We start from the raw sequence: 14876 nt of genomic DNA, 5'->3' as shown, positions 1-14876 counted from the left end.
TCAGTCGACACAATAGTGCTCAATTAAAAACGTTATTAAGTTAACAGAAAGATTTGTTAACTTAATAACGTTTTTAATTGTTGAAAACTATGAGATATATACTAATTATACCGATTGCGGTTCTATCCATCTGCAGTTGGTCCAGTTTCAATACCGTTAACGATCAGAAAAACCCCTTATATGGGAAAGTATTCCGTGAGATCAATGAAATTGCTGAATTAAAATCTTATACCTACGCAACTGGCGCGCTTATTGAAACCGACAAGAATACACAGGGGGACTATCGCTTTGCTGCCGGCTATTTTACAAATGCCAAAAATGGTGTTTGTATTTTAGAGGAATTGTTACCCGATGATAGCAAAGGTAAAGTCAAATACAAGATTTTGGATACCATCAATATCCAAAAACTGAAGTCCAACGAGCAGCTTAGCTTATGCAACTGCAAGCAAGGAGACAAACCAAACAGTGAAATTATAGCCATTAGCCGGGTCGATGAAAGCAAAGAATATTTCGACAAAATCGTCAAGGCATGGCGTATGGATACCAAAAGCCAGAAAATTATACCTTTAAAAGACACAAAAGGTATAAGCTGTCTCAATGAAGGCTACGGCATCTAGTAGCGACAGGGTTTTTAAATCAATCCGTCAGCCTTCAACTTGTCAAACACATGCAAAACGCCAATGACCTGGATCGGTTCTTCCTGGTACTCTTGCTGTGAAAAATAACGAACGGCACCAATCTCATTACTGGGTTCGATCTGCTCTGTTAATGGATACAGAAAACAATCTTGTTCCATGATAACCTCTGGCACAAGCCCGTATGCCGGGGCTGTAACATGGCAATAATAGGATATTTTATCCGGATCCAGATTGATATTTAGCTCCTCCAAAATCTCTCGACGAAGGGACTGCAGGGCTTCCTCCCCCGCATCAATCTTTCCACCCGGCAGATACCATGCCTTTCTATTGTTGCTATACGCTAATAATAATTTATCTTCCTTAATACTCACTAAACCCGCTGTAGGCAAACATTTTGTTGTTGTCATGAAATGTATTATAAGCTATTACTGATTAAATACGCTAGATGTGAAATTACTTCTTTTACGACATTTATCAAAGCGCGACAGCTAATTTGGAGAATCCTTCATTAAAACTTTGCACAAAATCAATAGAGAGGCTAATCAATATCCCGAAACATCATGGGCTAGTTTCTCTTTGAGCACATGCTTCCGTAGACTCTTCAAAAAAGTCTCCGCATGATTCATGGTAAAACAAAGCGGCGGTAATAAACGGAGGGTATAGCGTCCTGCATATCCTGTAAAAATCTTTTCAGAAAACAGCAGTTCTTTGCGCAGATGTCGAATATCGTTTTCAAACTCTACGCCAATCATCAAACCTTGCCCCCTAACTTCACTCACGCCATGAATTTTTCTTAATTCTGTCAACAAAAATTCACCTACAGCCGCGGCATTATCAATCAATTGCTCCTTTTGAATTACATCAAGTACAGCCAGAGCTGCCGCGCAGATCACATGACTACCACCAAAAGTAGTTCCCAATTGCCCTATGACCGGCTTTATCTTAGGCGAAATAATTGTTGCCCCCATCGGCAGCCCATTTGCAATCCCTTTGGCCACCGTAATTAGATCAGCTTCTATCCCTGCATGCTGATGTGCAAAGAAAAGTCCCGTGCGCCCATAACCGCATTGAATTTCATCCAAAATAAGCATGGTCCCAGTTTTCGTGCAAATTGCTCTTACTTCCTGTAAGAAACTAGTACTTGCCCGATGAATTCCCCCGACACCTTGAATAGGTTCAATAATGACCGCACAATATTCTTCCGTTTCCAATTGTTTTTTCAAACTGGAGATCTCGTTGAAAGGTGTAAAGACAAATTGTTCACTTTCATTTAATGGTGCACGAATTGACTGGATATCCGTTGCCGCAACCGCAGCTGAGGTTCTCCCATGAAACGCATTGGACATCGCCAATACTTTCCTCCTTCCCGTATGGAACGAAGCTAACTTCAGTGCATTTTCATTTGCTTCAGCTCCCGAATTACTGTAAAAAATAGCATACGTCGGATAACCACAGGCACTGCCTAAGCGTTCGGCCAAACGATCCTGAAGATCGTTTGTAACTGCATTTGAATAAAATCCGATCTTGTTCATCTGTTGTATAGTTTCCTCAACAACATGCGGATGGCTATGCCCAACAGAAATAACGGCATGACCACCATAGAGATCTAGATAGGCCTGCTGCTGTTTATCATAGACAAAGCAACCAAGAGCTCGTTCGATCGCAATATCAACTTTCTCAAAAACGGGAAATGGTTTCATGAATGACTTAGAATTAGTAAAACTCAAAAATCCACTTAAATCCCCTTTCATTCCTAGTCCAAGATGGTTATTTATTCCTAGTCCAGCCGACACAGGCAATAAACAAAATAACTCATCTTAAATAGAATAGCGCAGCACTGCTCATGCGCCATCTATCGAATGTATTTTAATCCTGCAGAACAATTGTATATTTGAACAATTACCCGATACAACAGCCTCATGCTTAGACCTTGGAATTTAACGATAGATATTGACAGATCCTCTTCAAAAGCGATTTACATCCAAATAGCGGATAACATTGCTGCTGATATTCAATCAGGTAGATTGCCGAAAGGAACGGCCTTACCGAGTAGCAGATCTCTTGCAGCCCAACTAAAATTAAACCGAAACACGGTAATTGATGCCATACAGTTGCTGTTGAGTGAAGGCTGGCTGGTTAGTCAAGCACGTAGAGGTATATTTGTAGCGGCCCAATTACCTTATGGCTCGAACCTATATGTTGCACAAAAGATCGAATTATCTGATCTTCAGCCTCCAACACGTATTATATTCGATGACGGTAATCCAGACAGTAAGATTGCCCCGGTAGAACAGCTCGGACGCGCTTATCGCCAAATTTTTAAACGCAGCGCACGTTGGAAAATGATGGGATATGCCGATCCCCGAGGTCATCTAGATTTTCGTGAAGAAATCGCCAATATGCTCAACATCGAACGCAACATGCACATCGATAAAAATAAGCTATGCATCAGTCGTGGAAGCCAAATGGCCATGTACCTGGTCGCCCAATGCCTATTGCAGCGCGATGATTATATCTTTGTAGAGTCCCCTGGATACCATTCAGCCTGGAAGATCTTTGAAAAAGCCGGCGCGAAATTGATTCCTATTCCCGTAGATACCGATGGTCTTATCGTTGAAAAATTGCTACCTCATTTATTGAAAAAGAGCAACATTAAGGCGCTATACCTTACACCACATCGACAATATCCAACCACTGTCACTTTAAGCAAAGAACGGAGATCACAATTAATAGCATTATCCAACCAATATAACTTCACGATCATTGAGGATGATTACGACTACGAATTTCATTTTGAACAAGTTCCCTATTATCCGCTCGCTTCACAACAGGAGCTGATCAATACAGTATACATTGGTACGCTGAGCAAAGTTGTCGCACCAGCACTCCGTATCGGTTATCTTGCAACGAGAAACGAGCAGTTGCTCCAGCAGATTACCGAACTTCGCTACATCATCGATATCCAAGGTGACAATATTATGGAGCAAGCTGTACTGGAACTCATTCAGGATGGAACAATTCGTAGACATATCCGAAAAGCAACACAGTTTTACAAAAGGAAACGTGATTTTATGATCGCCCAATTGGACAAACATCTGCAGGATCATGTGAACTACACCTCTCCACAAGGGGGATTGGCGGTTTGGCTATCTTTTAAACATCAAATCGACTGGGCATTTTTATTCCAAAAATTAAAGGAAAGATCAGTAGATATACCGCATCCCGAAAACTACAGCAGAGAAAATGTTTTTGGCGGAATACGGCTTGGCTACGGATCCTTATCAGAGGAATTGATCGAAGAAGGAATAGTCATTTTGGCTGAACTTTTGGAACAGGCAAAACTCTCCACGTAATGGTTTGAAACACAAAAAGCAACTAGACTATTTTCCAATTTGGACGAACTTCTTTAGATTAAAATTTCGAAAAAACAAGCGCATTCAATATTTAATTCCGCCCCATAAAGACCGATTAAAAGATTAGTATAGGCAATACGTAAAAAACAGTTAAAAATGCTGATAAACGTAATTATTTTGTCAAAAATCAACTTTTTCACTTATTAATCGCATAAATTAACCGTAGTTTTACGGCGCAAAAAACACACGAGTAATTCCTAATAGGATAGCTATATAAAGAGAGAGAATAGAGTACATTAATTTATGACTGAGAGAATACCCAGCAGGCCATATGCAGCAATAACTGGTATTGGCGGATATATTCCACCGAATAAAAGATCGAATACAGATTTAGAGCAGTTTTGCGATACATCCAATGAGTGGATTATCAAACGCACAGGTATTAAGGAGCGGAGAATTTTAGATGAAAATCTTGCCACATCAGACATGGCTGTAAAAGCTATACAAGATTTGGCAACACAATATCATAAAAATCTGAACGATGTAGATGCCTTAATTGTGGCGACTTCTACACCTGATATGCCGATGCCGGCAACAGCAAATATCATTTTAGAAAAATTAGGTCTTACCAATGTTTGGGCTTTTGATGTCAATGCTGCTTGCTCTGGATTTTTATATGCCTTAGATATGGCTTCTGCTCTCGTTGAGACTGGACGTTATAAAAATGTACTCGTAGTCGGAGCCGACAACATCAGTACTTATGTCGATTTAAAAGACCGTTCAACCAATATTCTTTTTGGTGATGGCGCTGGTGTGATATGGCTTGAGCCATCTTTAGAAGGTGGAATTATGGATGCCTATCTATGTAGCAATGGAGCGGGAAAAGAATTTTTAAAAATTGAAGCCGGCGGTTCTTTGTATCCAATCGACAGCAATCTTCCTGTTAACGACAACAGATTCCTGAAACAAGATGGTAAAACTGTATTTAGACATGCTGTTCAGTCTATGAGCGATGCATGTAATACGGTTTTGCAACGCAACAACCTACAGATTGAAGATATCAATTGGTTAATCCCACATCAGGCTAATCAGCGCATCATTGATGCCGTTGGGCGTAGTCTTAATATACCAGAAGATAGAGCGTTAAGTAATATCGAATACCTAGGAAATACCATTGCTGCCACGATTCCACTATGTATCTGGCAAAATATTAAAAAATTAAATACCGGTGATTTAGTCATGTTAACCGCCTTTGGTGCAGGTTTCTCTTGGGGAGCCAGCATATTTAAATGGATGATTTAAGCGATCAAAAACTTTAGTCGTCATAAATTCACACTAAAATGAAACCCCAGGAAGCAATTATTTCTGGGGTTTTTCTTTATTTTCCGCTACCAAAAACAGGTTCGCCATTGCGCAAGAAGAATCGAACCTATCCTCTTTTTACAGGCAGCACCGTGAAGAAGAAAGGAATAAATAATGGGGAGTTTATAGGGAGCTTATACGGACCTTATAGGGACCTCATTCGGATAAAAGCGCCTAAAGTCCGATTTAATTTCCAATGAAGTCCCAATAAAGTTTGTATCATTTAAGAAGATGTCCTCCATTTATCCTCTCTTTTAATGACAAAAGAAAAGGGGGCTTTGTAGTGCAAAGCCCCCTAACTCAAATAAGATCTACGCTTTAATAATTTAATGACAGGCCCACACCAAAGCCCATATCACTATCATAATGCGTTCTAAACGCCATATTTTTGGTGATGACATAATTTAGTCCGGCCATATATTCAAGATCCGAGTTGACCATAAAATCACCACGGATTCTTCTAGCGATCGGAATATCTTCTCGCATCAGCTGCAATCTGACAATACCATCGTGATACACCTCCGCCTGAAAATTGACCAACATAGGTAAAGTATACATAAAACCTATACTCAAAGCTTTGCGACTATCTTTTTTATTGGCCTGCCCAAAGATATTTTTCTCATGTTCATCCTCCCCCATACGGCGATAACGATAATCAAAACCTACAAATGGCATAAACCATTGCATCTTCCCAAAGTATCTACCCAGGTGAGTTTCCACCTCATAGCCATGCATATCGTTATACCCTAATCGCCATTCGGAACCAAGCTGCCAACGCGCATTCTGAAACATGGCCTGACCGTCATTTCCATTGGTCGCAAAATCATTTTGCGCCATAAAATGGGTCATATTACTTTCCATTTGCAATTCCTTGTAGGCTTTGGCTTTGTCTGGAAGATTGGGATTTTTATAATCGTCCACAGCAAACACGCGATTCATCCCAGCCATCATATGATACAGAATGTGGCAATGAAAAAACCAGTCACCTTCTTCATTTGCTAAGAATTCGATCGTATCCGTCTCCATCGGCATGATATCAACCACATTTTTCAATGGCGCTTTTGATCCTTTTCCATTCAACAGTCTAAAGTCAAAGCCATGCAGATGTATTGGATGACGCATCATCGAATTATTATAGATGGTAATGCGCAATACCTCGCCCTTTTTTACAGGTATCTTATCCGTTTCAGAGAGAATTTTATTGTCCATGCTCCATACATAACGACTCATATTTCCCGTAAGCGTAAATTTAAGATCTCTTATCGGCGCTTCTTTAGGCAGTTCTGTCGCTTGAGGAGACTCCAGCATCGCATAGTTTAGCGTTACAATATCGCCCAATGCATTGGCATTATAACGATTGGGATCTTCTTCCATCTTCATTTGTCCATGATCCATACCGCTATGTTTACTGTGATCTTCTTTTTTCTTTCCATCACCTGTAATTTCGGGATACATCACCACATTCATATCCATCTGATTCAAGCTCATCTTCATGCCCATATCATTGAGGTCCCCATTCATCTTCATCATATCGTTCATCATCTTCATGCCTTCAAAATATTTAAGGCGGGGAAGTGGAGAAATCAACTGTTTAATACCATTTCCGACAAAATAACTTGCAGATTGTGTTCGATCTTCTGTTGTTGCCATAAATTCGTAAGCTGTTCCTTCATTTGGAATTGTTACAACGACATCATAAGTCTCCGATACGGCAATCATCAATCGATCGACCTCCACCGGTACCACATCATTCCCATCATTGGCAACAACGGTAATTTTGCCACCTGCATAGCGCAGCCAAAAATAAGACGAAGCACCACCATTGGAAATTCGCAAACGCACTTTATCTCCTGCTTTCAAAGCTTTACCGTTCACCGATTTTAAATCCGTGGAATGAGCCCCGTTCATCAAGACCTTATCATAATACACATCACTGACATCCATTGCCAGCTGACGTTTCCATTCATTCGTAACTTTAGTTTTAAACTTTCCTTCTTTAATAGCTTCAACGTACGATTGTGTAGCGCCTTTTTTTATCGCGGCCCAATCGTTGGCCGTGTGTAGCATCCGCTGAATGTTATCGGGGTTATAATTTGTCCATTCGCTCAATATGACCGGAATCGTGGGTAAATCATCAATTCCTTTGCGAAAAGTCTTATCATCTGCACGCTTGTTGAGAATAAGACTACCATACATACCGATCTGTTCCTGCAGACCGGAATGCGAATGATACCAGTGTGTACCGTGCTGGATTATCGGAAAGCGATAAGTATAAGTCGAATTCGGCTTTATAGGTTCCTGCGTCAGGTGTGGCACTCCGTCTTCTTTGTTCGGCAGAAAAATACCATGCCAATGTAGCGACGTACTCTCCTTTAACTCATTGTGAACAACAATTTCCGCCGTATCTCCTTCAGTAAAAGTCAGGGTAGGCATCGGAATCTGTCCGTTTACAGCGATTGCCCGTTTTGATTTTCCGGCATAATTGACAATGGTATCCCGTACATAAAGGTCATGACGAACCACTTTCTGGGCCAGCACTGTCAGTTGTGTCATCAATAATAAAACAACCGTTAATATATTACTCTTTTTACGCATGTTCATTCATTTAATTGATTAGTATTCCATTTCCCATCGGTCCTACGCCATATTGGTAGACCAGTCTAGCCCCGTGATGTCCTGTGACAAATAGTGTCACCGATAAACTTATCAACAAAATCAATATCAAATAGTTTATCCAGGCACCTGTATCTTTCCGCAATCCAACAAAATGCAGGACCGTTGTGCCACTTGCAAGCCAAAAGCTGATCCAGGCAAAACGTTGATGGATCTCAAAAACCGCAAAGGCTCCTTCATCGGCATCGCCTGAAATATGGTTTGCGGTCTGAATTGCAGCAAAAGCTCCAAGTGTTCCCAATAACAACAATCCAAAAGTCAGCACAGTGAAAGGACGTCGATGTTTTTTAAACAATAAGGCACCTATATGACTGATCAACGCCGTCAACAAGAGTACAATCGGAAAATGCACCAATAGCGGATGTAGACTAGGCAGTCCTTCGAATAAGCTTTTCACTGTTTTATTGTATAGTTTCTACGATAGATCCACAGGTGGGCATTGACTGACCTAGATAAGGATTTTCAATTTTCTTTTGTGTGCTCAACCAATTGGCTCCTTTTCCATCACGATACATGGGGCAGTGCTGATAATATACCGTAACTTCAGGTTTGACAGATTTCATCAACACATACATATTTTTGGAAAAGGTCACAAAGTGCTCACGCTGATGTTCATTTTCTTTAATTCCAGCAATATGCTCTGCATCGAAAGCCAATTTCCGTTGGTATTCCTTCCAAAGTTTTCCTTGAACAGCATCTAATTGTTTGCTATTAACTTTTTCAATGGCAGCCTGGGTTCCTTTCGCAGCTGTCTGTGCAGCAGCTCCATTATCCTTAACCAATGCATCTTTCAGTTCGAAATAGGCACTGTATAAGCCTGCAAAAGGATTGCTAGCTGTTTTTAGATCAACTTTCTCGGTGGATGATTCTATTTTTGCTGCCGTATTACTTACGCCAGCGGTCTCTTCTTTATTCAAAGCGGTATCGCCTTTGCTTTTGTCGACAGCTATCGTTGCGGTATCCGCAGCAACAGTGACCATATGATCTGCATGTGTATTTTTCGATGTTGAATTCTTGCATGCAACGAATATCAGAGCGATCGCCACAATTGGCATAAACTTTTTCATAATTAAGTGTATTTATAGGTTTAGATTTTTAATGTAATTTCGATAGTTTGCTTCGTTTTCAAAATAGGAAACTTCACCCTGATCGCCGGTAATTGCGATGGAAGCCGTTGCCTTATCCACTTCTTTTTTTGAAAAAGGATCAATGGCTACACGTATCGCAGCTTCTTGGGGTATGCGCTTTTTACACATTTCACAGCAGCCATAATAATCCTTACCCTCGTGTCTGACCAGCAATTGTTTTTTCCCCATAAAAGCATCATTCACCATGCAAACTTGTGCTGTAGGCACAAGATCGCCTACCTTGTATTGAACGGACTGTACAGGCAAATTGATAGCAGGATCAGTCGAAACTATTCGATCTTCAGCTTTGGTATTCGTTTGTGAACTACCACAGGCTGTTAAAAACAACACAACAACCGATAGGATAGCTAGGAAATAATTCATAACGCAGCCGATTAGTTTAACGTTTCTACTGTACTTCCACAACTGATCATTTGTACGCCAAAGAATGGGTTTTTCACGGCATTCTCCTTACTTAACCAATGCGCTCCCTTGCCTTCATTAAACATGGGGCAGTGCTGATAATAAATAGGTCCATCCACTTTACTCACCTTCAGAAGCTCATACAACGTAGTTGAAAGAGATGCAAAAGCCACACGTTGCTTAGCCACATCTTTATTTTTAGTTATACCTGCCGCATCGGTTGCCAGCTTATCCATAACCTTCATCCATACGGTATGTTCATCGTGGCTAAGTTTATTCATATCGACAGCTTTGATTGCTGCTTGAAATGCCTCTGCCTGAGCTGCAGCTACCACCGCATCCGTCTTCACCAAAGCATCCTTTAGCGCAAAATAAGGATTTGTCAACTGCGCAAATGCGGTCTTTTCATCGGCTGATTTTGTGCTCGCCGAAGGTTGAATTATCGTTTGTAAGCCCTGGCTATGATTCGTATGATCGACCTGATGTTCAGTGCCATTTTTTAATGCTGGTTTTAGGATTCGTTCATATTGTTCAGCTTTTGCCAATTGAATATAAGCATCATCTGGAGCCAGAAATTTTTCATTGTCGAACCCCGCCAATGCAATACGCTTAAGGACCTCATCCGCGCTTGTTTTTGAAGAGTCGTAGGTAACAACTGCTAGCTTGGTTGTCTGATTCCAGTCAACTTTAGCAAATTGTCTGTCCTTGCCTTCTTTTTCAATGATCGTTTTAACAGCCGGAGTGTTTCCAAAAATCTTTACAGTCGCTGTCTTTGCATTTTTAATTTGTGCATGTGTATGTTGGGTGGATAGTAATACAGGGATTACCAAACCAAGTAATGAAATTAATCTCATGATTATGATATGTAGTATATAAAAGAATACTGACGAAAAACCTTTCTACAGCGATTTACTGTATTTGCGTATTGAATCCGATAGATTCAAAGGGATTTTCATAAGTTAAATAAACGAGATTTTGGATAGAGAAACCGATCCAAAAAGACATAGCATGGGCTATCAGTCTAACTTTAAGCGATCTGAGGAGGTTGCCAAATGGAAAAATAGGCATCTGCGCAATAAGGTTGTTTATAACGCGCATAAGCGTTTAATGCATCAGCATGCAAGGGTAAAATAAGCTGAGCTTCTATAACTGAAACAATAGGATTACATTGCAGGGAGGTGCGGCATGATTTTTCGCCACAATGTTTACCACAGTCATCCCCATGGTGATCTGATTTTGGCGATTCAGCTCTTTCATCTTTACAACAATCTTCTGTTCCGACGTCTTTTACCTGTTGTCTTTCATCAAGACAACAGGATTGTTCTTCCTGTTTTGGCTTTTCGGACGGTTCGTGGCAGGCAAATAACCTATAGGGTGCTAAAAAAAGCCCCAGCATACAGATTATAAATACGATATTGCGTTTTGCCCACATAACGAATTAAATTTGAAAAGTAGAGATGTGCTACTTTGGAGGTAAATTTCGGTAGAATTTACGAATGTACAATTGTAATATTTCTTATTTTGTTTATAATATTTTGATTTGCTGTATTTCCGATTCTCCGTCTGACCACATAAAAACTATTTTTCAAGTCTTTTGATCCAGTTAAGCATCAACAGACAGCCGGGTGCATACACTCCCCCATGATCAAAACCCTGCAGTTGGTACAACGAGGTTTTGGTATGCCCAACCTGTTTTAAGATCGCTGCTAAATGTGCGTTTTCCTCAAACCGTGCGGCCATTTCCAATTGTTGATCGCCAGTGATCAGGAGAATTGGCGGCGCATCCTTCCGTGCAAAAGAAAGTGGTGCAAACTGATCAATCTGGGGGATCACCATAGATTGCTCACGTTCCTTTTTAATTGTATAATGCGTATTTGTTTGCCCACTAATCGGCGCCAGTCCTTTTATATTATTTGCATCAACACCAAATTTTTGAAGGTAATGCTTATCCAAACCAACCATTAAAGCCAGATATCCACCTGCAGAATGCCCCGACACATAAATTTTTGAGGGATCTCCACCATAGCTGGCAATATGTGAAAATGTCCATGCAACAGCCTCAGCAGCATCTTCAATATAACTCGGCGCTTTCGCTTTGGGGCTTAGCCGATAATTTACCGCTACAACCGCTACACCTTTCTCTTTGAGTTCAAGTGGAATAAATTTATTTCCCTCCTCTAGTCCACCTCCATGAAACCATACGATGGTAGCAAAATTTTTACGATCAGTCGGGATATAGATATCCAATTTACAACGTTCTTTCTTATAAGAATCTGGTTCATCGGGTTTACAATAGGCAACGTCGGTTGTCGTTTTATATTGCTGCGCAAAAATCAAACTCGGTGAAAACAGAAAAAAGAAGATAATAAGCAATTTGGAGGACATATAAATCGTGTTTAAGTGTTAAATAGCTTAAAGTTAACAAAACTCAATCAAAACCTTTTGGTTGCACCAAAATAAGTTTCAACTTTACACTTTTTATTATATATTGATAATTATCTGACAACAGATATAACAAAACCCAAATTTTCCTGTTATTAACTTAGAAAACATCAAACATTTTATGGAACAGATAAAGATTGAAACCCATATCAACGTACGCGTAGAAACGATCTGGAATGCATATAACTCAGCCGAGGATATCATGCAATGGAACCATGCTTCAGACGATTGGCACTGTACAAGTTCAATCAATGATTTACGCATTGGCGGAAAGTTCAAAAACCGCATGGAGGCAAAAGACGGATCTATGGGCTTTGATTTTGAAGGCAGCTATACCGCACTTGAACCCTTTAAAAAAATAGCCTATGTTATGCCTGATGGCCGTCATGTTGAAGTCAACTTCAATGCAAAAAAGTCTGCTACGGATATCACGATAATTTTTGATGCAGAAACGGAAAATCCAATTGATATGCAGCGTAATGGATGGCAGGCCATACTCGAAAATTTCAGATCCTACGTTGAAAACACTTATGCAACGACACAACTCGGGTAACCGTATTAATGACGAACGAACTTAGCTTGTCTTTTCATGCGATCATCTTTTAAATAAAGGATATGCTTAGGATTCTTAAAAGTATAGTTATATTTAGCCACTAATTCATCTTCCCTTCTCCATTAAAAGCGGGGAACGATACCAACAAAACGCGATAAAAAGATTACATATGACAATAATTAACAATTATGAAGAGTACAAAGCCTTTGAAGGAAAATCATTAGGCGAATCCCAATGGCATGTTATTGATCAAAAACAAATTAATCAATTTGCGGATGCAACACTAGACCACCAATGGATTCATTTAGATAGCGAAAAGGCCAAAACGGATAGTCCTTTCAAATCAACTATTGCCCACGGCTATCTGACCTTGTCCCTCATTCCTTATTTATGGAAACAAATTGCTGAAGTAAGAAATGTCAAAATGGAAATCAATTATGGGATTGAAAACCTACGTTTTGCACAACCCGTTTTGGTTGACAATGCTGTACAGCTACATACACAAGTAAAATCAGTGGTCAATTTAAGAGGGGTTATTAAAGTTACCATTGAAGCTACATTGAAAATCAAAGACAGTGCAAAACCGGCTTACGTGGGTGATGTTATCTTTTTATATCATTTCAATTAATTCGAACATTAGACTATAGGCCATTGGCGAATTCTTATACATGCGCAATAGCTTTCAAATAAAACTTATTACAAATCATAAGGATTATCCTTATGATTTGTTGCTTTTAGCAGACGAAACCATTCATGCAATCGACAAATACCTCTATGAATCGATGGTTTATGTTGTCTATGAAACGGTAAAACCTATCGCTGTTTTCTGTTTATATCCGGTCAATACGGAAACATTAGAAATTAAAAACATCGCCGTATCACCAGAGTTTCAAGGCATGGGGCTCGGAAGTCAACTGCTTGATTTTATCAAGGAGAACTACCAGCAATACCCGAACCTGATTGTGGGTACCGCAGATTGTGGTCTGGCTCAAATTCGTTTTTATGAACGAAATGGCTTTGTTAAATACGCTATCCGTAAAGATTTTTTCATCGAAAATTATGAGCTGCCTATTTATGAAAATGGTCAACTGTTGAAAGATATGATTATGCTGAAGTATACGTTAAATGCCTAAAGACAAAAATAAATATAGACAAGTACCGGTATTGATAATCCCAACCACAGCACTACTCCTTGTAGTATTGCTTTAAAACCTACTGCCAACAAAACCTCCCTAGACAAACTTGCTCCAATTAAAAACAAAGTTAAGGTAAGCCCCATCTTTGAAATGGGAACGACATAGTCTCCTATATGCTGAAAAAAAGGGATATAACTTGTTAAGATAACCGCCAATACAAATAGACCAATAAAATATGGTATTTTAATGCTCGTCCCTTTGGTCTTGAATGCTACAGCACTTAAACAGGCGATCGGAATAATCCATAAAGCTCTAGTTAATTTTACGGTTGTCGCGACCTGTAGTGCTTCATTACCATACTTACTTGCTGCACCAACGACAGAACTGGTATCCTGTATAGCAACCGCACACCATAAACCAAATTGCGTCTGGCTGAGATCAAGCAGATGACCGACAACAGGAAATATAAATAAAGCAATGGCATTCAGTACAAATATGGTCCCTAGCGCCACACTTACTTGCTTCTCGTTGGCTTTTATCGTCGGTGAAACCGCCGCAATAGCACTTCCACCACAAATGGCAGTGCCGACAGAAATCAAATAAGCGGTTACCTTTTCCAACTTGAGTAACCTACCCAATAGATAGCCCAATGATAATGTTCCGAGAATAGAAATAACGGTTAACACAAACCCTTGCTTACCCGTTTGGATAGCCGTATCGATATTCATTCCAAAGCCAAGTCCAACGACAGAAATCTGTAACAAAATCTGTGTTGCCCTGTGGTTGACTGCCAGGAAGGGATGACCGATCCATTGTGCCACAATAATACCCAAAAGTAAGGCAAGCGGAGCTGAAACAAATGGGGTAAGACATAATACAAATAAGAGCATAAAAATGATTTCCCGAACGGAGACCTTTCGATTGAGTAGCTGCTTATAACGAATTGTCGTATTTATTTTTTTGTCCATGACAATGATACATTGATTTGGCACAAAATTGAATAACTCTCAATTATTTTAAAATACACAATTATAAATGAGTCATAACAATTGGTTATAACAAACAACTACATTTTAGCCAAAATAGCTAAAAAATACGTTATAAAAATGAAATAATCCTTATTGTTAGAACATTAAAATATTACGATAAATGATTATATTTCAAATAGG

Annotated in this window: 16 protein-coding genes; 6 read left to right on the top strand and 10 right to left on the bottom strand. The window is 39.7% G+C overall.

All coding sequences use genetic code 11. The features are described from left to right. Positions 1 to 89: 89 nt before the first annotated feature. The gene (locus tag BV902_RS06505) at positions 90 to 617 is read left to right on the top strand and encodes a hypothetical protein (protein ID WP_075991233.1); all 528 of its coding nucleotides are present in this window, start codon (positions 90 to 92) and stop codon (positions 615 to 617) included. Between the two features lie 14 nt (positions 618 to 631). Here the strand turns inward: BV902_RS06505 and BV902_RS06500 are convergent, their stop codons facing one another. Together BV902_RS06500 and BV902_RS06495 are read right to left on the bottom strand one after the other, a co-directional pair. Beyond that, positions 632 to 1045, bottom strand: a complete 414-nt coding sequence (locus tag BV902_RS06500) for an NUDIX hydrolase (protein ID WP_075991232.1) — start codon at positions 1043 to 1045, stop codon at positions 632 to 634. Between the two features lie 135 nt (positions 1046 to 1180). Continuing rightward, entirely contained in the window at positions 1181 to 2338 is a 1158-nt protein-coding gene (locus BV902_RS06495; protein WP_075991231.1) for an aspartate aminotransferase family protein, read from the bottom strand. Positions 2339 to 2557: 219 nt separating this feature from the next. On the opposite strand from BV902_RS06495, the gene pdxR reads away from it, so the two are divergent. Together pdxR and BV902_RS06485 are read left to right on the top strand one after the other, a co-directional pair. Next, positions 2558 to 3991 carry a MocR-like pyridoxine biosynthesis transcription factor PdxR gene (pdxR, locus tag BV902_RS06490; RefSeq protein ID WP_075991230.1) on the top strand — a complete coding sequence of 478 codons (1434 nt, stop codon included), beginning with the start codon at positions 2558 to 2560 and terminating at the stop codon, positions 3989 to 3991. Positions 3992 to 4294: 303 nt separating this feature from the next. Continuing rightward, positions 4295 to 5293 (top strand): beta-ketoacyl-ACP synthase III, encoded by a 999-nt coding sequence (locus tag BV902_RS06485; protein WP_075991229.1) that lies wholly within the window; start codon positions 4295 to 4297, stop codon positions 5291 to 5293. 378 nt (positions 5294 to 5671) lie between these two features. Here BV902_RS06485 and BV902_RS06475 read toward each other — a convergent pair whose 3' ends face one another. The 7 genes from BV902_RS06475 to BV902_RS06445 form a co-directional block, all read right to left on the bottom strand. Then, positions 5672 to 7948, bottom strand: a complete 2277-nt coding sequence (locus tag BV902_RS06475; RefSeq protein WP_157625913.1) for a multicopper oxidase family protein — start codon at positions 7946 to 7948, stop codon at positions 5672 to 5674. Positions 7949 to 7958: 10 nt separating this feature from the next. Beyond that, the gene (locus tag BV902_RS06470; protein ID WP_075991226.1) at positions 7959 to 8423 is read right to left on the bottom strand and encodes a DUF2231 domain-containing protein; all 465 of its coding nucleotides are present in this window, start codon (positions 8421 to 8423) and stop codon (positions 7959 to 7961) included. A 4-nt stretch (positions 8424 to 8427) separates the two neighbouring features. After that, positions 8428 to 9093 (bottom strand): DUF3347 domain-containing protein, encoded by a 666-nt coding sequence (locus BV902_RS06465; protein WP_075991225.1) that lies wholly within the window; start codon positions 9091 to 9093, stop codon positions 8428 to 8430. A 12-nt stretch (positions 9094 to 9105) separates the two neighbouring features. Beyond that, positions 9106 to 9537: a hypothetical protein gene (locus BV902_RS06460; protein WP_075991224.1), complete on the bottom strand. Its 432-nt coding sequence runs from the start codon at positions 9535 to 9537 to the stop codon at positions 9106 to 9108. Positions 9538 to 9548: 11 nt separating this feature from the next. Beyond that, the gene (locus tag BV902_RS06455) at positions 9549 to 10430 is read right to left on the bottom strand and encodes a DUF3347 domain-containing protein (RefSeq protein ID WP_075991223.1); all 882 of its coding nucleotides are present in this window, start codon (positions 10428 to 10430) and stop codon (positions 9549 to 9551) included. Between the two features lie 173 nt (positions 10431 to 10603). Beyond that, a complete protein-coding gene (locus tag BV902_RS06450; protein ID WP_075991222.1) occupies positions 10604 to 11008 on the bottom strand; it encodes a hypothetical protein in 405 nt (134 codons plus the stop codon). 146 nt (positions 11009 to 11154) lie between these two features. Further along, positions 11155 to 11961, bottom strand: a complete 807-nt coding sequence (locus tag BV902_RS06445; protein ID WP_075991221.1) for an alpha/beta hydrolase — start codon at positions 11959 to 11961, stop codon at positions 11155 to 11157. 178 nt (positions 11962 to 12139) lie between these two features. Here BV902_RS06445 and BV902_RS06440 point away from each other — a divergent pair, with 178 nt between their 5' ends. The 3 genes from BV902_RS06440 (at position 12140) to BV902_RS06430 (ending at position 13704) form a co-directional block, all read left to right on the top strand. Continuing rightward, positions 12140 to 12571: an SRPBCC domain-containing protein gene (locus BV902_RS06440; RefSeq protein WP_075991220.1), complete on the top strand. Its 432-nt coding sequence runs from the start codon at positions 12140 to 12142 to the stop codon at positions 12569 to 12571. A gap of 169 nt (positions 12572 to 12740) precedes the next feature. Next, complete coding sequence (locus BV902_RS06435; protein WP_075991219.1) at positions 12741 to 13199, top strand: MaoC family dehydratase; 459 nt, start codon at positions 12741 to 12743, stop codon at positions 13197 to 13199. Between the two features lie 40 nt (positions 13200 to 13239). Next, complete coding sequence (locus BV902_RS06430; protein ID WP_075991218.1) at positions 13240 to 13704, top strand: GNAT family N-acetyltransferase; 465 nt, start codon at positions 13240 to 13242, stop codon at positions 13702 to 13704. On the opposite strand, the gene BV902_RS06425 is transcribed toward BV902_RS06430, so the two are convergent. After that, positions 13701 to 14675, bottom strand: coding sequence for a YeiH family protein (locus BV902_RS06425; RefSeq protein ID WP_075991217.1), 975 nt, complete (start codon positions 14673 to 14675; stop codon positions 13701 to 13703). The two genes, BV902_RS06430 and BV902_RS06425, sit on opposite strands and share 4 nt — an antisense overlap. Between the last annotated feature and the right edge of the window lie 201 nt (positions 14676 to 14876).

Source organism: Sphingobacterium sp. B29, assembly GCF_001952815.1.
In the GTDB taxonomy this organism is placed as follows: domain Bacteria; phylum Bacteroidota; class Bacteroidia; order Sphingobacteriales; family Sphingobacteriaceae; genus Sphingobacterium; species Sphingobacterium siyangense.
This window is presented reverse-complemented; position numbering and strand designations above follow the sequence as displayed.